Source organism: Dactylosporangium sp. NPDC051087 (assembly GCF_055586325.1).
Map to the genome: position 1 here is coordinate 175,579 of NZ_JBVJIJ010000025.1, position 20,174 is coordinate 195,752.

General features: G+C 74.2%; 18 protein-coding genes. 12 read left to right on the forward strand and 6 right to left on the reverse strand.

What is annotated here, in order from left to right; translation table 11 throughout:
* Window positions 1-22 precede the first annotated feature (22 nt).
* The 4 genes from ACZ6TV_RS39910 to ACZ6TV_RS39925 are packed head-to-tail and all read left to right on the forward strand — an operon-like array spanning window position 23 to window position 2,914.
* Window positions 23-580, forward strand: a complete 558-nt coding sequence (locus ACZ6TV_RS39910) for a TlpA family protein disulfide reductase (protein ID WP_465303975.1) — start codon at window positions 23-25, stop codon at window positions 578-580.
* Window positions 577-1,911: an ATP-binding cassette domain-containing protein gene (locus tag ACZ6TV_RS39915; protein WP_465303977.1), complete on the forward strand. Its 1,335-nt coding sequence runs from the start codon at window positions 577-579 to the stop codon at window positions 1,909-1,911. Before ACZ6TV_RS39910 ends, ACZ6TV_RS39915 begins: the two co-directional genes overlap by 4 nt.
* On the forward strand, window positions 1,881-2,462 hold the full coding sequence (locus ACZ6TV_RS39920) for an ATP-binding cassette domain-containing protein (RefSeq protein WP_465303979.1): 582 nt from the start codon (window positions 1,881-1,883) through the stop codon (window positions 2,460-2,462). The genes ACZ6TV_RS39915 and ACZ6TV_RS39920 overlap by 31 nt, the downstream gene beginning before the upstream one ends.
* The gene (locus ACZ6TV_RS39925; RefSeq protein ID WP_465303981.1) at window positions 2,459-2,914 is read left to right on the forward strand and encodes a S26 family signal peptidase; all 456 of its coding nucleotides are present in this window, start codon (window positions 2,459-2,461) and stop codon (window positions 2,912-2,914) included. Before ACZ6TV_RS39920 ends, ACZ6TV_RS39925 begins: the two co-directional genes overlap by 4 nt.
* A gap of 83 nt (window positions 2,915-2,997) precedes the next feature.
* Here the strand turns inward: ACZ6TV_RS39925 and ACZ6TV_RS39930 are convergent, their stop codons facing one another.
* A complete protein-coding gene (locus ACZ6TV_RS39930; protein ID WP_465303983.1) occupies window positions 2,998-3,396 on the reverse strand; it encodes a nuclear transport factor 2 family protein in 399 nt (132 codons plus the stop codon).
* Window positions 3,397-3,455: 59 nt separating this feature from the next.
* On the opposite strand from ACZ6TV_RS39930, the gene ACZ6TV_RS39935 reads away from it, so the two are divergent.
* The 3 genes from ACZ6TV_RS39935 (at window position 3,456) to ACZ6TV_RS39945 (ending at window position 5,768) form a co-directional block, all read left to right on the forward strand.
* Window positions 3,456-4,031 carry a TetR/AcrR family transcriptional regulator gene (locus tag ACZ6TV_RS39935; RefSeq protein WP_465303985.1) on the forward strand — a complete coding sequence of 192 codons (576 nt, stop codon included), beginning with the start codon at window positions 3,456-3,458 and terminating at the stop codon, window positions 4,029-4,031.
* A gap of 9 nt (window positions 4,032-4,040) precedes the next feature.
* Entirely contained in the window at window positions 4,041-4,352 is a 312-nt protein-coding gene (locus ACZ6TV_RS39940) for a Dabb family protein (RefSeq protein ID WP_465303987.1), read from the forward strand.
* Between the two features lie 174 nt (window positions 4,353-4,526).
* On the forward strand, window positions 4,527-5,768 hold the full coding sequence (locus ACZ6TV_RS39945) for a metal-dependent hydrolase (protein ID WP_465303989.1): 1,242 nt from the start codon (window positions 4,527-4,529) through the stop codon (window positions 5,766-5,768).
* A gap of 26 nt (window positions 5,769-5,794) precedes the next feature.
* On the opposite strand, the gene map is transcribed toward ACZ6TV_RS39945, so the two are convergent.
* Both map and ACZ6TV_RS39955 read right to left on the reverse strand, forming a co-directional pair.
* Window positions 5,795-6,580 (reverse strand): type I methionyl aminopeptidase, encoded by a 786-nt coding sequence (gene map, locus ACZ6TV_RS39950; RefSeq protein WP_465303991.1) that lies wholly within the window; start codon window positions 6,578-6,580, stop codon window positions 5,795-5,797.
* 121 nt (window positions 6,581-6,701) lie between these two features.
* Window positions 6,702-8,738 carry a cell wall-binding repeat-containing protein gene (locus ACZ6TV_RS39955; protein ID WP_465303993.1) on the reverse strand — a complete coding sequence of 679 codons (2,037 nt, stop codon included), beginning with the start codon at window positions 8,736-8,738 and terminating at the stop codon, window positions 6,702-6,704.
* A gap of 485 nt (window positions 8,739-9,223) precedes the next feature.
* On the opposite strand from ACZ6TV_RS39955, the gene ACZ6TV_RS39960 reads away from it, so the two are divergent.
* Both ACZ6TV_RS39960 and ACZ6TV_RS39965 read left to right on the forward strand, forming a co-directional pair.
* Window positions 9,224-12,361, forward strand: a complete 3,138-nt coding sequence (locus ACZ6TV_RS39960; protein WP_465304047.1) for a M28 family peptidase — start codon at window positions 9,224-9,226, stop codon at window positions 12,359-12,361.
* Window positions 12,362-12,447: 86 nt separating this feature from the next.
* On the forward strand, window positions 12,448-13,467 hold the full coding sequence (locus ACZ6TV_RS39965) for a threonine aldolase family protein (protein ID WP_465303995.1): 1,020 nt from the start codon (window positions 12,448-12,450) through the stop codon (window positions 13,465-13,467).
* 98 nt (window positions 13,468-13,565) lie between these two features.
* On the opposite strand, the gene ACZ6TV_RS39970 is transcribed toward ACZ6TV_RS39965, so the two are convergent.
* The 3 genes from ACZ6TV_RS39970 to ACZ6TV_RS39980 all read right to left on the reverse strand — a co-directional run bounded on the left by ACZ6TV_RS39970 (window position 13,566) and on the right by ACZ6TV_RS39980 (window position 16,007).
* On the reverse strand, window positions 13,566-14,063 hold the full coding sequence (locus ACZ6TV_RS39970) for a hypothetical protein (RefSeq protein WP_465303997.1): 498 nt from the start codon (window positions 14,061-14,063) through the stop codon (window positions 13,566-13,568).
* 118 nt (window positions 14,064-14,181) lie between these two features.
* A complete protein-coding gene (locus ACZ6TV_RS39975) occupies window positions 14,182-14,766 on the reverse strand; it encodes an RNA polymerase sigma factor (RefSeq protein WP_465303999.1) in 585 nt (194 codons plus the stop codon).
* Window positions 14,763-16,007, reverse strand: a complete 1,245-nt coding sequence (locus ACZ6TV_RS39980; RefSeq protein ID WP_465304001.1) for a S8 family peptidase — start codon at window positions 16,005-16,007, stop codon at window positions 14,763-14,765. Before ACZ6TV_RS39980 ends, ACZ6TV_RS39975 begins: the two co-directional genes overlap by 4 nt.
* A 49-nt stretch (window positions 16,008-16,056) precedes the next feature.
* Here ACZ6TV_RS39980 and ACZ6TV_RS39985 point away from each other — a divergent pair, with 49 nt between their 5' ends.
* The 3 genes from ACZ6TV_RS39985 to ACZ6TV_RS39995 all read left to right on the forward strand — a co-directional run bounded on the left by ACZ6TV_RS39985 (window position 16,057) and on the right by ACZ6TV_RS39995 (window position 20,125).
* Window positions 16,057-18,717 carry a CHAT domain-containing protein gene (locus ACZ6TV_RS39985; RefSeq protein WP_465304003.1) on the forward strand — a complete coding sequence of 887 codons (2,661 nt, stop codon included), beginning with the start codon at window positions 16,057-16,059 and terminating at the stop codon, window positions 18,715-18,717.
* 174 nt (window positions 18,718-18,891) lie between these two features.
* A complete protein-coding gene (locus tag ACZ6TV_RS39990; protein ID WP_465304005.1) occupies window positions 18,892-19,515 on the forward strand; it encodes a hypothetical protein in 624 nt (207 codons plus the stop codon).
* A gap of 10 nt (window positions 19,516-19,525) precedes the next feature.
* Window positions 19,526-20,125 (forward strand): hypothetical protein, encoded by a 600-nt coding sequence (locus tag ACZ6TV_RS39995; RefSeq protein ID WP_465304007.1) that lies wholly within the window; start codon window positions 19,526-19,528, stop codon window positions 20,123-20,125.
* Window positions 20,126-20,174: the final 49 nt, after the last annotated feature.

Below are 20,174 nucleotides of genomic sequence, written 5' to 3' on the forward strand. Positions count from 1 at the left end.
GGCAGCTGCAAAGGCGGTATCCGTGCCTCTCCTCATTGTCGTCGTGACGCTCGTCGGCGTCCTGTGCGTGCTGAACCTGGTGCTGGCCCTCGGCGTGATCCGCCGGCTGCGCGAGCACACCGATCTGATCGACGCCGTGTACGAGCTCGTCGGCAGCGCACCCGGTGCCGGCCCGGCCGACTCCGGGCCGTCCGCCGGTGACACCGTCGCCCACTTCCTCGCCACCACCACCGACGGCGCGCCGGTCGGCCGGGACGACCTGGCGCCGTCGACCGTCGTGGCGTTCCTGGCCGCGGACTGCACGGGCTGCCAGGAGCAGCTGCCCGGGTTCCTCGCCTGGGCGCGCGGCCAGGACCGGCAGCGGATCCTGGCGGTCGTGAACTCCCACGACAGCGACCCGAGCGACCTCGTCGCGCAGCTCTTGCCGGTGGCACGGGTGGTCCTGGAAGGCGCGAAGCCGCCGGTCGCCCGCGCGTTCGGGGTGCGCTCGTACCCGAGGTTCTGCGTGCTCGGGCCCGACGCGACGCTGTCCGCGGTCGTCCCGTCGGCGTCCCGGCTGCCGGTCGGCGCCCGGGCGTGACCGCCGACGCCTCCGACCCGGGACCCGGTCCGCGCGCCCTGGCCGGCACCGCCGGCCGGGCCACCGCGATGGTCTGGCGCTCCGCGCGCGGCCACGTCCTGGGCTACGTCGCCGCCACCGTGGTCACCGCGGCGGCGCCGGTCGCGATGGCCTGGCTCACCCGCGAGGTGCTGGACCGGGTCGCCCGGCCGGACCGGGCCGGCCCGGCCGCTGGGCTGCTCGCCCTGGCCCTGGCCCTCGCGGCCGCGGGCGCCGCGCTGGCGGTCGCCGCCCACGCCGCGGAGTACCTGCGTGCCGAGGTGGACCGGCGGGCCGCGCTGCGCGGCAAGGACGAGCTGTTCGCCGCCGTGGCGGGCCTTCCGGGGCTGGCCCGCTTCGAGAGCCCGGCGTTCCTGGACCGGCTGCGGCTGGGCGTGCTGAGCGCGGCCAACCCGGGGCGGCTCGTGGACACCGCGCTGACCGTGTTCCGCAGCGGCCTGACGGTCGCCGGGTTCGTCGGCTCGCTGGCCCTGATCAGCCCGGCCTTCACCGGCGTCGTCCTCGCCTCGGCCGTCCCCGCGCTGATCATCGAGGTGCGCCTGTCGCGCCAGCGGGCCGGCCTGCTGTGGCGGATCGGCCCGGTGGAGCGGCGCGGGATGTTCTACGCCAACCTGCTGTCCACTGTGGACGCGGCCAAGGAGATCCGGCTGTTCGGCCTCGGCGGCTTCCTGCGCGGCCGGATGCTCGACGAGCAGCGCACCGCCGACGCGGCCCGGCGCCGCATGGACCGCCGGGAGCTGCTGGTCCAGGGCTCGCTGGCCGGCTGCTCGGCCGCGGTCGCCGGGGCCGGCCTGGTCTGGGCCGTGCTCGCCGCGGGCGACGGCCGGCTCAGCGTCGGTGACGTGTCGATGTTCGTGGCCGCGATGGCCGGTGTACAGGCATCCCTGGGCACGCTCGTCTCGGCCGGCGTGATGGCCTACGAACACCTGCTGACGTTCCACCACTACGTCGCGGTGGTCACCGCCGAGCCCGACCTGCCGGCGCCGCCCTCGCCCCGGCCGCTGCCGGCGCTGCGCGGCGCGATCGAGCTGCGCGACGTGTGGTTCCGGTACAGCCCGGACCACCCGTGGGTGCTGCGCGGGCTCAACCTGAGCATCCCGTGCGGGCAGACGGTCGCCCTCGTCGGGCGCAACGGCGGCGGCAAGAGCACCCTGGTGAAGCTGCTGTGCCGGTTCTACGACCCGACCCGCGGCGAGATCCGCTGGGACGGCGTGGACATCCGGGACGTGCCGCGGAGCGGCTGCGGGCCAGGATCGGTGCGGTGTTCCAGGACTTCGTGTCCTACGAGCTGACCGCCACCGAGAACATCGCCGTCGGTGACCTGTCCGCCGTCGCCGACCCGCGCCGGGTCGCCGAGGCGGCCAGGGACGCCGGGGTGCACGACACGATCGCCGGGCTGCCGCGTGGGTACCGCACGATGCTCAGCCGGGCCTTCGACGCCGGGCAGGCCGACGGCGACGACCCCGAGCCGGCCACGGGTGTGCTGCTGTCCGGCGGCCAGTGGCAGCGGGTGGCGCTCGCGCGGGCGTTCCTGCGGCGGGACCGGGACCTGCTGATCCTGGACGAGCCGAGCGCCGGCCTCGATCCGGAGGCGGAGCACCAGGTGCACAGCCACCTGCGCACCCTGCGGGCCGGGCGGACCAGCCTGGTCGTGTCGCACCGGCTCGGCGCGGTGCGCGACGCCGACCGGATCGTGGTGCTGGCCGACGGTGTCGTGGCCGAGGAGGGCACCCACGCCGACCTGGTCGCCGCAAACGGCGGCTACGCGCGGCTCTTCGCCCGCCAGGCGGCCGGATACCGCGACGACGGCGTGGCCGCCGAGCCCACGGCGGTGCACGGATGACGACGTGGCTCCCTTTCACCGTGGCCGTGCTGGCCGTGCTCACCGCCGTGGGGTGGCTGCGCCGGCGCTACCTGACGGTCACCGTCGACGGGCCCAGCATGCTGCCCACGTACCGGCCGGGCGAGCGCCTCCTGGTCCGCAGGACGGCACCCGGGGCGCTGCGCACCGGCCAGGTCGTGGTGTTCAAGGCGTCGGCGCCACCCCCGCCGCCGGGGGTCCCGGACAGTGGCCGCCCGGCGTGGATCGTCAAGCGGGTGGCCGCCGCGCCGGGCGACCCGATCCCGCGCGACACCGTGGCGGCGCTGCGCGCCGCGCCGGGCAGCCACGTGCCGGCCGGCCGGGTCGTGCTGCTCGGCGACAACCCCACGCGCTCCCACGACTCCCGCCGCTCCGGCTACTTCACCACCGACCGCCTCCTCGGCGTGGTCGTCCGCCGGTTGGGCGCGCCGTAAGCGTGGTCGGCGCCGGCTGGCCGCGCCGTAAGCGTGGTCGTCCGCCGGTTCGGGTGCGCCGTGGGCCGCCCCGCCGTGGCCGGTCATGGCCGCAGGGGGACGCGGCGGGGGCGGACGACGCGGTGGGTGATGCGCCAGCCGCCGTCGCCGCGGCTGAGGGTGTCCAGATACGTGCCGCTGGCGACGGAACCGTCCGTCATGACGCCGAGGTACTTCGACATGGCCTGGACCGTGCCGTCCGGCGCCTGCTCGAGGACGAGGTTCGTGACGTGGTGGGCGAGCGGGTTGGCGTCGCCGAGCTCGAGGGCGGCGTCGCGCGCGCCGGCCAGCCCGGCGAGGACACCGCCGCCGAGGGCGGTGACGTCATAGGTGACGTCCTCGGTGAAGAGCGCGGGCATGCCGTCGAAGTCGCCCCGGTCGGCCAGATGCCCGTGCAGGTTGATGACGTCCTCGATCGCGAACCGATCCTCGGTGCTCAGCATCGCTGCCCCTCCCGCATAAGTGGGGTGGTCCCCGTTTCTCTGCTGTACCGTATTCGGGGATGTCCCCGGATAGCAAGCGCCGGCCCCGGTCCGACGCACAACGCAACAGGGAACGCCTGATCGCCGCCGCCCGCGACCTCGTCGCGGAGTCCGGCAGCGACGTCGCCCTGGACGAGGTCGCCCGCCGGGCGGGCGTCGGCAACGCCACGCTCTACCGGCACTTCCCGACCCGCGCCGAGCTGCTCGCCGCCCTGTACGCCGGCGAGGTCACCGCGCTGTGCGAGCACGGCGACCGGCTGCTCACCGCCCCCTCACCGATCGAGGCGCTCTTCACCTGGCTCGACGCGTTCGTCGCGCACGTGGCGACCAAACGCCCGCTCGCCCTGGCCGCCACCGACGTCCCGGACGGCCGCAGGACGCCGATGTTCGAGGAGTGGCACGCCGCCATCACCGCCACCGCCCGCGCACTGGTGCGCCGCGCCCAACCGGCGCTCCGGCCGGACGTCACCGCCACCGACCTGCTCGCCCTCGCCAGCGGCGCGGCCCTCGCCACCGACCCGGGCAACGCCCGCCGTCTCGTCGCACTGCTCCGCGCCGGCCTGACGGTCCAGGACGCCGCGGACGGCGTACGGTAGCGTGCCGGCGTGTTCATCCACTCCGTGTACTTCACGCTGCGCCCCGACCTCACGCCCGCCGAACACGACCAGTTCCTGGCCGGCGCGCGCAGCCTGCTGACCATCGACACGGTCGGCGACGGCCACCTCGGCACCCCCGCGACGACCGACCGCCCGGTCATCGACCGCGCCTACTCCCACGCCCTGGTCATCACCTTCACCGACCAGGCGGCACACGACGCCTACCAGGTCGACCCGGTCCACGACAGCTTCCGGAACGAGTGCGCCACCCTCTGGTCCGAGGTCCGCGTCTTCGACGTGGACACCACCACGACCCCCTGACCACCACCCCCGGTCGCGGCCCTGCTCGCCGGCGGCGGACACCGGGTCGACGACGATCATCGGGTCGGCCACGCGCCGGCCCGCTGGCGGTCCGCGGTCATGCCGTCGCCGCGTTGTCGCAAGGCTTGTCTCAATGTGGACAGACAAGGTGTGGGACAAGTCAAATGGTCGACCATGGACAACCTCACGCACACGCTCATCAGCGTTCTGGTCGGTGAGGCGGTCCACCGGTCGCTCCCGCCGTCGCAGCACCTCAGCGACCGGCAGCGGCGCGGTGTCGCGATCACCGTCATGGCGGTCGGCGGCAACCTGCCCGACGCCGACGTCATCTACACGACCTGGGCCGGCACCACGCTGGACTACCTGCTGCACCACCGCGGCCACACCCACACCGTCCTCGGTGCGGTCGGCCTGTCGCTGCTGCTGTTCCTGGCGGTCCGGCTGTGGTGGCGCTTCAGGGGGATCGCGCCGGGTCGCGCCGATCTCGGTTTCCTCGCCGCGGTGTCGGTGCTGGCGCCGCTGCTGCACATCGGGCTCGACTTCACCAACAACTACGGGGTGCACCCGTTCTGGCCGTTCGACAACAGCTGGCACTACGGTGACTCGGTCTTCATCGTCGAGCCGCTGCTCTGGGCGACCGCGGCGGCGCTGCTGTTCGTCCTGCCCGGCAGGACCGCGCGGATCCTCATCGGGCTCGTCCTCGTCGCCGGGCTCGGCCTCAGCTGGTTCAGCGGCTTCGTGCCGGTCTCGTTCGCGGCCCTGTTGACCGTGCTGACGCTGGGGCTCGCCGCGGTCAGCCGCTTCGCGCCGGCGCGGGCCGCGCTCGCCGCGGGGGTCGCCGCCTGGCTGGTGCTCACCGCGACGTTCGTCGTCACCACCCGGACCGCCGAGAGTCGCGTCGAGGCGCTGCTGGCGGCCCGGTTCCCGGGCGCGCGCACCCTCGAGGTGGTGCTGACCCCGATGCCGGCGAACCCGGTGTGCCGTGAGGTGCTGGCCGTGCAGCGGGCGGCGGACCAGTACGTCGTCCGGCGGGCGTTCCACTCGCTCGCGCCGTCCTGGATCGCGGCCGGCCGGTGCGGGGCGTCGTCCACGTCCGGGACCGGGTCGACCGCGAAATACGCGCCGGTCGCCCAGCCGTCGGACGGCGAGATCGCGTGGGCCGGCGAGCTGGCGCTCGACGGTGCCCTGCTCGCCGGTCTCGCCTCGGACTACTGCGCCGTCGCGGCGCTGCTCCAGTTCGCCCGGGTGCCCTACGCCGCGCGGGAGGGCGACGGCTGGATCGTCGGCGACCTGCGCTTCGACCGTGAGCCGGGCCTCGGTCTGGCCGAGGTCGAGGTCAGCCCGGGCGACGATCACTGCCCGCGCCTGCCGGCGCCGTGGACGCCGCCCAGGGAGGACCTGCGCGGCGGGGCCTGAGGCACGAGGCGGTCCTCAGGCGGTCTTCAGGCGGCTGCGCCGGGCGTGGGGCGGCGGGTCAGCACCTGCGGCCCCGAGGGCGTGATCGCGACCGTGTGCTCGGAGTGCGCGGTGCGGGAGCCGTCCGCGGAGCGGATCGTCCAGCCGTCCTTGTCGTATTTGATCTTGTCGGTGGTGCGGCAGAGCCAGGGCTCGATGGCGATCGTGAGGCCGGGGTCGAGCTTGATGCCGCGACCGGCGCGGCCGTCGTTGGCGACGTGCGGCGCCTCGTGCATGGTGCGGCCGATGCCGTGCCCGCCGAACTCGCCGTTCACGCCGTAGCCATACGAGTGGGCGACCTTGCCGATCGCGGCGGAGACGTCGCCGAGGCGCCCGCCGGGCCGTGCGGCGGCGATGGCGGCCTCCAGCGCGACCTCGGTCGCCTCGATCAGCTTGAGGTCCGCCGGGTCCGGGGTGCCGACGACGAAGGACAGCGCGGAGTCCGCGACCCAGCCGTCGATGCCGACCGCCATGTCGATGCTGAGCAGGTCGCCGTCGCGCAGGACATAATCGTGTGGCAGGCCGTGCAGCACGGCGTCGTTGACCGACAGGCAGAGCACGTTGCGGAAGGGCCCCCGGCCGAACGAGGGGGCGTAGTCCCAGTAGCAGGACTCGGCGCCGCGCTCCTTGATCCGGCGGCGGGCGTGGTGCTCGACGTCCATCAGGTTGACGCCGACCGCGGCGACACCGCTCAGCTCGGCGAGCAGCTCGCCGACGAACTGGCCGGTCACCGCCATCCGCCCGATCTCCTCGGCGGACTTGAGCTCGATCACGACAACATCCCTCTCCGCATGCGGTATTTGTATACCGGTATTTTTATATCACGGCGGTGGGGGACGAAACGCAGCCGCCGCGCCACCAGGAGCTGGTGACGCGGCAGCGGTGTGTGCGGGGTCAGCCGGTGATGCTCTTGCGGTTGCCCGCGGTGATGCCGGGGATCTTGCCCTTCGTCGCGGTGGCGGTGCCGCGCGGCTTGGCGTCCGCGGACTTCGCCAGGGACTTCGGCTTGGTGGTCGGCACCGTGTACGTCTCGGTGTACTGCTCGTACTTGTGCGTGCCCGGCAGTGAGATCGCGTTGCCGAGCGGGGCGATCAGGTTGTCCGACAGGGCGAGGTACCCGCCGAGCAGGACACCGTACTTGATCGACGCGGAGTTGTCCGACAGGTACTTGCGCACCTGCGGGCTGAGCGAGCCGGGGGTGGACAGCAGCAGCGGTCCGCCGTTGGCGCCGATCATCGAGCCGCCGGTGAGCGCGTCGAACCAGGTGGTGGCGGTGGCGACCGCGGCGTACCGCGGGCCGGTGAAGAAGAACTCGGCGACCTCGATCGCCGTCTCGAACTCGGTCGCGCCGTAGACCGGGTAGTAGTACCACGTCTCCGTGATGTTCTCCCAGTTCGGGAGCTGGCCGCGGTCGTACCCGTTGAGGAGCGCCCGCACGCCGGGCCCGCCGACGCCGATCATGTCGACCACGCGCGGGTCGCGCTGGTTGAGGTAGTTCGCGGTCGCCGCCGGCAGATTGTCGCCGTTGGTGAGGACGATGACGGTGTCCGGGTTCGCCCCGGCCGCGGCGCCCGCGGCGAGCGCGTCGTAGTACTTCAACGACGTGGCGAGGATGACGGCGGTCGGGTTCGGGGTGATCGCGTTCGCCACCGCGATGGCGGTGTCGTACTCGGTCGCGCCCCACAGCCGGATCGTGGAGTACCCGAGGCTCTTGAGCCGGTTCTCGACGTTCGCGGACAGGGCGACGGTGCCGCCGAGCAGGTAGACGGTGCCGGAGCTGCCGAGGACCCGCTTGATCTCCGCCTCGGTCGCGGCGGCCAGGCCGCTCGGCGGGGTGATGAGCAGCGGGCCCTGCTTGACGACGGCGAGCGCGGATCCGCCGAGCGCGTCGAAGTACTGGTCGTCGCGGGACAGCACGACGGCCTTCGCCGGGGTGCGGACCCCGTCGACGACACCCTTGTCCGTCCAGTTCCAGCGGGAGGTGGCGACGGCGGTGAGCAGCGCGTCCTGGCCCCAGACGCGGTTGACGTACTGGCCGTTGACCGGCTGGACGCTCGGCTCGCTGCCGTTCACGACCAGGTCCACGACGTCCTTGGTGTCGAGGTTGATCCGCCGCACCGTGGGGTCCCACCCGGTGTAGGTGGTGAAGAGGATCGCGTCGCCCTCGGTGGTCCAGGTCGGGTCGTAGTTGTAGGTGCTGCCGGTGTTCTCCACCGTGGTGAGCTGCCACTCGTTGGCGCCGTCGCTGTCGGCGACCCAGATCTGGCTGGCGTCGCCGGCGGTGCGCACGAACGCGATGCGGCCGCCGTCCGGGGCGAAGTCCGGCGCCCAGCCGTCCTCGACGATCGTGAACGGGTTGTACTCGGCGTCGAGCCGGTTGATGACGGCGCCCTGGCGCTGGCCGTAGGCCGAGTGCTGGTAGATGACCTCGTTGCCCCAGGTGGTGACGTTGCTGTCGAACAGCCCGTCGTCAGGGGCGCTGAACAGTTCGACGCCGGTGGGCCAGTTGGCGCCGGAGGACGTGATCGACAGCTTCGAGTAGGAGTTGAAGATGACGTACCGGCCGCCGTAGGCGTACACCGGGTTCAGCGACGAGGAGACCCGGGTGGTGTCGAGGAGGTCGACCCGGTCGCTGCCGTCCGGGCGGATCGACACGGGGCGCGCCCCGTCGTGGAACAGGTAGCGGCTGCCGTCCGGTGACCAGTCGCCGGAGCCGGGCGACGCGTAGCTGACGAGCCGCCGCGCGTTGGTGCCGTCGGCGTTGGCGATCCACACCTCGTTGCCGCGCCGGAACGTGATCTGACCGGTCTGGCCTGGCTGGGTGGCGTGCGCCGCCTCGCCGGTGGCGAACACGACGGTGGGTGCGGCGGCCACGGCGGTGGCGGCGACGGCGCCCTTGAGGGCGGCACGGCGCGACAGCGCGAACGACACTTGGTTCTTCCTCCCCGAAGAGACCGCCGGACGGCGATCACCGCGCAGTGTAGGGGTCCGGCCAGGGCCGCCGCAGTCCCGGTCGGCCAGGTGTTCCGGCCGCCACGACGATGCGGGTGGACTGCCCCCCAGTTGTCGCGATTTGTCCGCCGGGATCGCGTGACCGGCCCGCCCGGCGGCCGGCCGCGCACCGGTGTCGATACCCGAGGCATTTGCCGGCGTCTCTTGACGAATCGGCCGGTCGTCGCCTTGAATGCTGGTGTTACTGAACGAGTAACAACAGTTAACCACCTTGTTGCGCCGAACCTCGGGCCGACCTGGTGCAAGGCAGAACCCCCATCTGTCATCCCGGATCCGCCGCCGGAGGGCCACCGCCCTGGCCCGCGGCGGACCCGCCGTCAAGAGGAGCCCAAGTGAGACGCACACTCGTGCTGCGAGGTGGTGCGACCGTCGCCGCCACCGTCGCGGTCGTGCTGGCCGCCACCATGGTGACGGCCGCCGCCACCCGCCCGCCGGACCCCGTCGCCGCCCCCGGGCCGAAGGCGCCGGAGGTCGCCGCCGAGCAGTTTCTGAGCGCCGAACCGGCCGCGGTCCACCGCTCGGCCGAGGACCGCTTCGACCGCAGGACGGTCACGCGGCAGGACGGCCTGCGGTACGTGTCGTACGAGCGCACCCACCGTGGCCTGCCCGTCCGCGGCGGCGACTTCGTCGTCGTCACCGACGCCGCCGGCAAGGTCCTCAGCGTCACCGGCGCCCAGGACACCACCCTCGACGCCGGCACCACCGCCAAGATCGACGCCGGTACCGCGGCCGCGAAGGCCCGGTCGCAGCTGCTCAAGGTCACGGCGGCCGAACCGCCCCGGCTCGTCGTCCTCGCCCGCGGCAAGGGCCGCCTCGCCTACGAGGTCGTGCTCGAAGGGAACACCGCCGGCAAGACCGCCAGGCTGCACGTCTACGTCGACGCCACGAGCGGCGCCGTGCTGCCCGAGGAGACCTGGGACGAGGTCGTCGCCGCCACCGGCAACGGCTACTACAACGGCCAGGTCAGCATCGACACGTCCGGCTCCGGCACCTCGTACACCATGAGCGACCCGAACCGGCCGGGCCTGTCCTGCGGCGGGCAGAACGGCACCGCCTACACGAAGACCAGCAACACGTGGGGCAACGGGTCGGGCACGAACCTGGAGACCGCCTGCGTCGACGTCATGTACGGCGTACAGCAGGAATGGGACATGCTCGGCAACTGGCTGGGCCGCAACGGGATCAACGGCGCCGGCCGCGGCTTCCCGGCCCGCGTCGGACTCGCCGAGGTGAACGCCTACTGGAACGGCTCCTACACCAACTTCGGCCGCAACTCCGCCGGCACCGGGCAGGCGACCCCGATCGACGTCGTCGCGCACGAGTACGGCCACGCCATCTTCCAGACCACACCCGGCGGCGCGGGCAGCGGCAACGAGAACGGCGGGCTCAACGAGTCGACCGGGGACATCTTCGGCGCGCTCACCGAGCACTACGCCAACAACCCCAACGACCCCGCCGACTACGACGTCGGCGAGGAGGTCAACCTGACGGGGAACGGCCCGATCCGGTACATGAACCAGCCGTCCCGCATCAGCGGCAACCCCAACTGCTACTCCAGCGCCATCCCCAGCACCGAGGTGCACGCCGCGGCCGGCCCGCAGAACCACTGGTTCTACCTGCTCGCCGAGGGCACCAACCCCGGCGGCGGCAAGCCCGCCAGCCCGACCTGCAACAGCACGACCATCACCGGCATCGGCATCCAGAAGGCCGGCCGCATCTTCATGGCCGGGCTCAACCGCAAGACCTCCGCGTGGAACCACGCCGCCGCCCGGCTGGCGACCGTCCGCGCGGCCGTCGAGCTGTTCCCGGGCAGCAACACCGAGTGCGCCACGGTCAAGGCCGCGTGGAGCGGGGTCAGCGTCAACGCGCAGAGCGGCGAGCCGGCCTGCCCGACCGGCGGGAGCAACGACTTCTCGATCTCCGTCAGCCCCACCTCGACCAGCGTCACCGCCGGTCAGGCGGCCACCGTCACCGTCAGCACCGCCGTCACGTCGGGCAGCGCGCAGAGCGTCACGCTGTCGGCGAGCGGCCTGCCGGCCGGCGCGACGGCGACGTTCACCCCGGCGACCGTCCAGGCGGGCGGCACGTCCAGCCTGCGGATCAGCACGTCGGCGAGCACCCCGGCCGGGTCGTACACGGTGAGCGTCCTCGGTGACGGGGTCAGCGCCGACCGGACGGTCCCCCTCGGCCTGACCGTCACCGGCACCGGCAACCCCGGCACCCCGCCGGACGTCAGGGTCACCAACGTCAAGGCGCACCTCACCCAGTTGCAGACGATCGCCACGAACAACGGCGGCAACCGCTACTCCGGCCGGCCCGGCTACACGGCGTCGCTGCAGTACGTCGAGGGCCGCCTGCAGGCGGCGGGCTACACCGTGACCCGGCAGACGTGCACGTCGTGCACGACCGGCTCGGTGAACCTGATCGCGGAGTGGCGCGGCGGCGACGCCGCCCAGGTCCTCATGCTCGGCGCGCACCTCGACGGCGTCGCGGCCGGGCCGGGCATCAACGACAACGGCTCGGGCTCGGCGGTGCTGCTCGAGGTCGCCCTCACCCTGGCGCAGCAGAACCCGGCGATGACCAAGCGGGTCCGGTTCGCCTGGTGGTCCGACGAGGAGCAGGGCCTGCGCGGGTCGGCGTTCTACGTCAACCAGCTGCCGGCCGCCGAGCGGACCCGGATCCGGGCGTACTGGAACTTCGACATGGTCGGCTCCCGCAACGCCGGCTACTTCGTCAACAACATCTCCACCACGGCGGCGCAGCCGCTGAAGGCGTACTACGACTCGATCGGCGTGCAGACCGAGGAGAACGTCGAGGGCGCGAACCGCTCCGACGACGCCTCGTTCCGCAACGCCGGCATCGCCTCCAGCGGCATCGCGGCCGGCGCCTCGGCCACCAAGACCACGGCCCAGGCGGCGAAGTGGGGCGGCACCGCCGGCGCGGCGTACGACTCCTGCTACCACAGCTCGTGCGACACGATCAGCAACGTCGCCGACGTGCCGCTGGACCGGGCCGCCGACGCCGTCGCCTACGGCTTGTGGAACCAGGCGGTCGGCGGTGGCCAGCCGGCCGACGACTTCAGCCTGTCGCTGAGCCCGTCCGCCGGTTCGGTGCCGCCGGGCGGGTCGGCGACCGCGACGGTCGGCACCCAGGTCACGTCCGGCTCGGCGCAGACGGTCGCGCTGTCGGTCAGCGGGCTGCCGTCCGGCGCGACGGCTGTGTTCAGCCCCGCGTCCGTGCAGTCCGGCGGCACGTCCACCCTGACCGTCAGCACGACGGCGGGCACCCCGGCCGGCACCTACCCGCTCACCGTCCTCGGTGACGGGGTGAGCGCGGACCGCACCGCCACGTACACGCTGACGGTCACCGGCGGGGGCGGCGGCTGCTCGGGCGTCCCGGCCTGGAACTCCACCACCGGCTACGTCCCCGGTGACCGCGTGTCGCACAACGGCCGCGTGTGGAACAGCACCTGGTACTCCACCGGCGCCGAACCCGGCGCACCCGGCTCGTGGGCGGTCTGGACCGACGCCGGAGCCTGCTGAACCGGTGTCGCGACGGCGGTGGGTGCCCGGCACACGATCGGGCACCCACCGCTGCGCGCCGCGGGCGGGCGCCGATACTGGACTGGGTGAGCACCTTCGCCAGTGACAACACCTCCGGCGTGCATCCGGAGATCCTCGCCGCCCTCGCCGCCGCCAACGCCGGGCACCAGCCCAGTTACGGGCGGGACGAGTACACCGGACGCCTGCAGGACGTGTTCCGCGGGCACTTCGGTGCCGCGGCCCGCGGCTACCCCGTCCTCAACGGCACCGGTGCGAACGTCGTCGCGCTGCAGGCGGCCTGCGACCGGTGGGGTGCGGTCATCTGCGCGGACACCGCGCACATCCACGTGGACGAGTGCGGCGCGCCGGAGCGGATGGGCGGGCTGAAGCTCCTGGTCCTGCCGACGCCGCACGGCAAGCTGACCGTCGAGGACATCGGGCGCGAGGCCCGGGGGTTCGACGACGAGCACCGGGCCAAGCCGCAGGCGGTGTCGCTCACCCAGTCCACCGAGCTCGGCACCGTCTACACCCCGGCGGAGATCGCGGAGATCGCCGAGTTCGCGCACGGCCACGACATGCTCGTGCACGTCGACGGCGCGCGGCTCGCCAACGCCGCCGCGCACCTGGGGATGCCGTTGCGGGCGTTCACCACCGACGCCGGGGTGGACGTCGTGTCGTTCGGCGGCACCAAGAACGGCATGCTGCTCGGCGAGGCGGTGGTCGTGCTGAACCCCCGGCTGAACCACGGCATGGACTACCTGCGCAAGTCTTCGATGCAGCTGTACTCGAAGATGCGGTACGTGTCCGCGCAGTTCCTCGCCCTGCTGGAAGGCGACCTGTGGCTGCGCAACGCCACCCACGCCAACGCGATGGCGACCCGGCTCGCCGAGCGGGTCCGCGACCTGCCGGGCCTGCGGATCGGGCACCCGGTGCAGGCCAACGCCGTCTTCGCCCGGCTGCCGGAGCCGGCCCTGGCCGACCTGCACGAGCGGTTCGCGTTCTCCGACTGGAGCACCGGCGAGGCCCGCTGGATGACGTCGTTCGACACCACCGCCGAGGACGTCGACCGGTTCGCGGCGGCCGTCCACGCCGCCCTCACCCGCTGACCGGCGCCGGCGCTACTGCTGCGACCAGTAGGCGAGGTTGAAATTCTGTGATCCATCCCACACGGTATGGGGGAGAGCGCTCTCTCGACGGGCCTTGGTCATGGGTACCTCAGCACCAGCCAGCTCGTGACCACCACGCGGTCCGGGAGGTCCAGCCGCAGCCGGACCGGGCCCGGCGCCGGCAAGGGCAGCTCGAACCCGCCGACCGCGTCGAGGCGGGCGGTGCCGAAGGCGCTGTCCGGGGTCTGCCCGGTCACCGGCCGGCCCTCGAGGGGGTCCGGCAGGTCGAGGTGCACCTGGCCGAGCATCCCGTCCTCGTGGATCTCGACGTCGACGGTGTACCGGTCGTCCCGGAACGTCAGCAGCCGCGCCGGCTGTGCGGACAGCGCCGCCGGCCCCGAACGGACCGCGCCGGCCGGGGGCAGGTCGCAGGCGGAGTCGAACACCAGACCGGCGACGGCCGCCGGGCCACCGGCGCGACCGATCCGGAACGCGTCCAGCGCCGGGGACAGGAAGTCGCCGGCGGACGGCCCGGCCAGCGCGGCGTGCAGATCGCTCAGCAGCCGCCGGTCATGCTCCCATCGCCGCCCGGTCATGCCGTCACCTCCGCTGCGCTGCGGCGCCGGCCTGACCCGATGCTGCGATGCTGATGCCCGGTCACTCCGCTGCGCTCCGGCCCGGTCATGCCGTCACCTCCGCTGCGCTCCGGGCCGGTCATGACGGCCGCCGGTCGCCGGTGCCGAGGTAGGCGGCCAGGGCCGGGGTGGCCCGCAGCTTGTCCAGGCACCGCCGCTGGGTCGGCCCGACGCTGCCGATCGACATCCCGGTCTCCGCGACGACGTCGCGGTAACTCATCGGCGGCTCGCCCAGCAGCATGCCGAGCAGCCGGCGGCACCGGTCCGGCAGCTGCCCGAACCCGTCCCGCAGCGCCGCGTACTGCTCCTGCCGCACCGCCGCCGTCTCGGGCTCGTCGGTGGACGGGAGATCGTCGAACAGCCCGGCGGGCCGCTGCCGCCGGCTGGTCCGGATCACCCGCTGGCACTCCCGGCTGGTGGTGGTCGCGATCCAGGCGGGCAGGGCGGCCGGCCGGTGCAGGCGCTCCAGCCACTCCACGACCCGCAGCCACACGGTCTGGTTGACCTCGGCCGCGTCCGCGCCGGTGAGCCCGGACTCGCCGATGGCGGCGACGACCACCGGCATCATCCGGTGGACCAGCTCCTCCCAGGCGAGGGCGTCACCGGCCGCGGCCGCCGCCACCACCGCGTCGAGGCCGGTCCGGGCCTGCTCCGGCGCGATCACCGGACCACGGCCCCGTATCCGTCGAACGGTGCCTCGCCGCCGCGCAGGACGGCGTCGGCGGCCTTCGGGGTCAGCCCGGAACCGCTGACCAGGCCGGCCAGCCGGCCGATGACGTACGGCGCCGCGAACGACGTGCCCTGCCAGCTCGCGAAGCCGTCGAAGATGATCGCGCCGCCCTCCGGCGGCTGGAGAAAACCGGTGACGAACGGCCCGGCCGCGTCGCCCGGGGCGCACACGTCGACCCATGGTCCGCGGTTGCTGAAGTCCGCGGGCCGCCCGTCCGGAGCGAGCGCGGCGACGGCGGTGACCCCGCCGAGCGCCGCCGGCCAGGTCGGGCGGGTCGAGCCGGCGTTGCCCGCGGCGGCGACCACGACCGTGTCCGGCGGCAGCGCGGCGACCGCGTGGCCCAGCGGCATCGACGGCACGTCGCGCTGGGTGTAGCAGCCGAGGGAGAGGTTGACGAAGGCCACGGACGGGTGCAGCGACTGCAGCGCCAGGCACACGGACTCCTCGTCGCCGATGCCGTCCGGGGACAGCGCCACCGCCGCCTGGAAGCGGGCCGACGGCGCGATGCCGCGCAGCACCCCGGTGACGAACGTGCCGTGCCCGCCCTGCAGCGCCAGCTGCCGGCCCTCCGTGTAGAGCGGGTCGACGCAGGCGGGCGAGGGGCGGTCCCAGCCGCCGAACCAGCCGGGGTGCGTCCGCGCGGCGAGCGCCCACATACCCGTGTCGCAGACGCCGACCAGGACGCCGGTTCCGGCCTGACCGGCCGGCGGCCGCATCGCCGGTGCCGCGGCGGGGGCGTCGGCGGGATTGCCCATGACGTTGGGATAGCCGAACGCGACGTGATGCGGCTGTACCTTCGGCGGCGGCTGCGAGGGCCAGTTGGCGGGGTCGCGGAGGTCCTCGACGATCGCCTCGATGTCCACGTCGGCGGCGAACCACAGCCGGCTGACCCCGCCGAACCCGGCTCCCGGGACGACGGAGTGGCCGAGCGCGATCAGCCGCGCCTCGACCCGCGCCAGGTCCGGCGGCGCGACCAGCAGCTGCCGGGGCCGGTACCAGAACGTGGACCCGCCCGCGGCACGGATGGCGGGGTCGGCGGCGACGAGGGCGGCGAACGCCTGCTGATACCACAACGGGTCGGCGGCGGCCCGGCCCGCACCGGCGAACGCGCCCACGGCGGTCGCCGCGGCCGCCGCCAGCAGGGTGCGGCGGGCGATGGGCTGCTGAACCGTCATGCGTCCTCCAGGCCTCGATCCTGACGCCAAGCTAGGATCGACAGCTGTCATGCGCCATCGTCAATCCGACCGTATCAATGTCGACCCGTCCGACTCCGCGACGCTGACCGAGCTCGCGGAGCAGGCGCTGGCGCTCCGGCAACGGGACCCGCGGGCGGCGATCGCCCTCGCCGAGCGGGTCCTCGCCGCGCGGGACCGCGACCCGGGCCATCGCTCCGTCGCCGAACGCGCCATCGGGCTGGCCCGCAAGGAGCTCAACGACCTGGCCGGGGCGCAGCGGCACCTGCGCCGCGCCGTCGCCGCCGGGCGGCGCAGCGGCTCCGGCCGGACCCTCGCCATGGCGCAGATGAGCCTCGGCTACGTCCTGGCCGCCGCCGGGCGGACCACGGCCGCGCACACCGCCGTGACCGCGTCGCTGACCCGGCTCACCGGCTCCGAGGCGGGCCAGGCGCTGATGCAGCGCGGCGTCGTGCAGTACTTCCGCGGCCGGTACGTGGAGGCGGCCGAGGACTACAGCGCCGCCATCGACGTCGCGCTCCGGGAGGGCGACGCCCTGCTGGAGGCGCGGGCCCGCAACAACCGGGCGATCCTGCCCGCCGGAGCCCGGGACCGGGCCGGCGGCGCCGCGGCCGACCTGGACCGGGCCGCGTCCATCTTCGCCGGGCTCGGCCTCGACCTGGCCGCCGCCGACTGCCGGTGGAACGCGGGTCACCTGGCCGCCCAGCACGGCGACGTGCCCGGGGCGCTGGCCGTCTTCGCCGACGCCGAACGCGAGTACCACCGACTGTCGGTGCCCCGCCCGGCGCTGATCCTCGACCGGTTCGAGCTGCTCGCCGCGGTCCCGCTGGTCCGGGAGGCGGCCGACACCGCGGCCCTGGCCGTGCGGGAGCTGCGCGCGCACGGCCTCGTGTCGGACCTGGCCGAGGCGCTGCTCGCGAGTGCCCGCGCGGCGTTGCTGCTCGGCGACCCGGACGGCGCCGCGACGGCGGCGTCCGCGGCCAGGGCGCGGTTCCAGCGGCAGGGCCGCCGGGCATGGTCGGCGTTCGCCCGCACCGTCGAGTTGCGCGCCCAGTACATGCGGGGCATCCGGACAGCCGCGCTGCTGACGGCGCTGACCCGCAACGCCGGTCGGCTCGAGGCCGCCGGGTGGCTGCTGCCGGCGGCGACGGCGTGGGTGGAGGCGGCGCGGGTGGCGCTCGCCCTCGACGACCCGGCCCGGGCCCGACGCCTGCTGGCACGGGCCGCCGCGTACCGCCGCGGCGGGGTGGCCGGGCAGCGGGTCCGCGGCTGGCTCGCCATGGCCCTGCTGCACCGCATCGACGGCGACGACCCGGCCGCGGCCGCCGCGCTGCGCCGCGGGCTCGCCGTCCTCGACGAGCACCGGGCCGTGCTCGGCGCCACGCAGGTGCGGGCCGGCAGCACCGTGCACGGCCACGAGCTGGCCGCCGAAGGGCTCGACATCGCCCTGGCCGGGCGGCGGCCGGGCCCGGTCCTGGCCTGGGCCGAACGGTGGCGGGCGACCACCCTGTGGTCACGCCCGCCGCTGCCGCCGCAGGACCCGGGCCGCAACGCCGTGCTGGCCGAGCTGCGTGAGACGGCCCGGGACGCCGAGGACGCGCTGCTGGCCGGTCGCCGCGCCGAAGGACTGCTGCGCCGCCAGTCGGCGCTGGAGGCCCGGGTCCGCGAGCTGGACCTGCGCACCGCAGGCGGCGACGCCGGCGCGGCGCCCGCCGTCACCGTGCGGGCCGTCGCCGACCAGCTCGGCCGGGCGGTGCTGGTGGAGCTGGTGTCGCACCGGGGCGCGCTGGCCGCCGTGGTGGTCCGCGACGGGCGCGCCACCCTGCACGACCTCGGCCCGCTCCCGGCGGTGCTGGCGCAGGTCCGGCGGTCCCGGTTCGCGCTGCGCCGGCTGATCACCCTCGGCGAGTCGGCCGGCGCCCGGACCGGCCTGGCGGACGCGGTGGCGCGCCTCGACGGGCAGCTCTTCGACCCGGTCCGGGACCGGCTCGGCGACCGGCCGCTCGTCGTCGTCCCCGGCGGCGCGCTGCACACCGTGCCCTGGTCTGCGCTGCGCACCGGCGCCGACCGGCCGGTCACCGTCGCGCCGTCCGCCGCGGCGTGGTGCCGGGCCGCGCGGCAGCCCGCACCCACCGGCCCGGCGGTGCTCGTCGCCGGGCCCCGCCTGCCGGAGGCGGCGACGGAGGTCGCGGCGCTGACCGCGGTGTGGCCCGGCGCGACCGTGCTCACCGGCCCGCGGGCCACCGTCGCCGCGGTCACCGCGGCGTTCACCGGCGCCGGAATCGCGCACGTCGCCGCGCACGGCGCGTTCCGGGCCGACAATCCGCTGTTCTCCTCCCTGGCCCTCGCCGACGGCCCGCTGTTCGCCTACGAGCTGCAGCGGCTGCCCCGGGCGCCGGGCTGCGTCGTCGCGTCCGCCTGCGAGACCGGCCTGGCCGACGCGCGGCTCGGTGACGAGCTCATGGGCTTCGCCGCGGTCCTGCTCGCCCAGGGCACCAGGACGCTCATCGCGGCGATGCTGCCCGTCCCGGCGGACCGGACCGCGGCGCTGATGGTGCACCTGCACCGGCTGCTGCGGGCCGGTGAGGCGGCGGCGCCGGCGCTCGGCGCGGCCCAGGCGGCGCTGCGGTCCGGCGGCGACCCCCGCGACGTCGCCACCGCCGCCGCGTTCGCCTGCCTGGGCGCCGGCTGACAAAAGAATTCCTGTATCAAAAACGCCGTCCGGCGATCGTTTGCGGCGTGCCGTGATACGCCATTCACGCATGGCGTTGTTCACAATTCCCGCGAATTTGAAATGATTGACGGAGAACAATTGGCAGACGCATGGTGATTGCGCCCGGAAATCCCCGGCGAAATTGGAGGCACCATGCGTGATGCAATACCCGACCGGCTGGTCCGCCGGCCGATCGTCGTCGCCCTGCTCGCCGTGGCGATGCTGGTCGGGCTGACGGCGGTTACGACACCGCAGCGGGCGGCGGGAGCCGCCACCGTCCGGTACGACGGCGACACCCTGATCCGCGGTGTGTTCTTCGGACTGGGCCCGGCCGCGCAGCAATACCCGAAACTCGTGCTGGGCGCCATCGCCGACCCCGCACGCAACGCCGCGATCATCCCGCGGTTGTTCACGGCGGCCGAGCAGGCGGCACCCGGATTCCGGGAGCGGTTCGCGGCCGCCATGTACAGCCGCGACCGGATCCGCATCCAGCGGACGGTCCTGGACACCGGCGACATCCTGTTCGCCGCGCTGCTGGTGCTGTACCCCGACCTCGAGGACGACCTGACCGCGGCCGGTGGCACCCAGGGCACCGCGACCCTGCTCTGGATCCTCAACGTCATCGCCGTCGCCGCCCAGGCCGCCGCGGCCGCCCAGGCGGTCGTCGTCGTCGAGTTCGTCGCGTTCTGGTTCAAGGACCCGAGCGCGCCGAAGGACAACCAGCTGCGCCTCGAACGGTGGACCGACCTGGTCGCCACCACCCTGCCCGGAAACTGACGGAGGAGCCATGCGTGCCATCCCACGCTCCCGCCCGCTGCTCGCCGCCCTGCTCGCCGTGGTGGTGCTGCTCGGGCTGACCGCGGTCGCCACGACCGGCCGGGCGGGTGCCGCCGCCGTGCCCCGCTACGACGGCGACGCGCTGCTGCGGGGCATGTTCTTCGACCTCGGCCCGGTGGCGAAGCAGCACCCGAAGCTCGTGCTCGGCGACATCGCCCAGCCCGAACGCAACGCCGCCCTCGTGTCCCGGCTGCTCACCCAGGCGGAGTTCGCGGAGCCGGGGTTCCTCGGCCGGTTCGCCGCGGCGATGTACAGCCGGGACCGGGCGCGGATCCAGCGCTCGGCGGTCGACGCGGGCAACACGCTCGTCGCCGCGCTGCTGGTGCTGCACCCGGACGCGGCCGTCGACCGGTCCACCGGCGACGGCACGGTCACCGCCACGGCGGTCTACCAGTTCGTCGATGCCAACGCCAACGTCGTCGTCGACACGATCTCGCTCGTCCTGGACCTCGGCGGCGGCTCCGGGACCGGCCACGGCGTGCACCCGGACCTGCGGCTGCGCCTCGAACAGTGGGCCCAGCAGGTCGCCACCACCCTGACCGGCGCCTGAGCCGGCCGGTTGCCTCGAAACCCCGACCGGCACGGTGCCCGCCACCGTG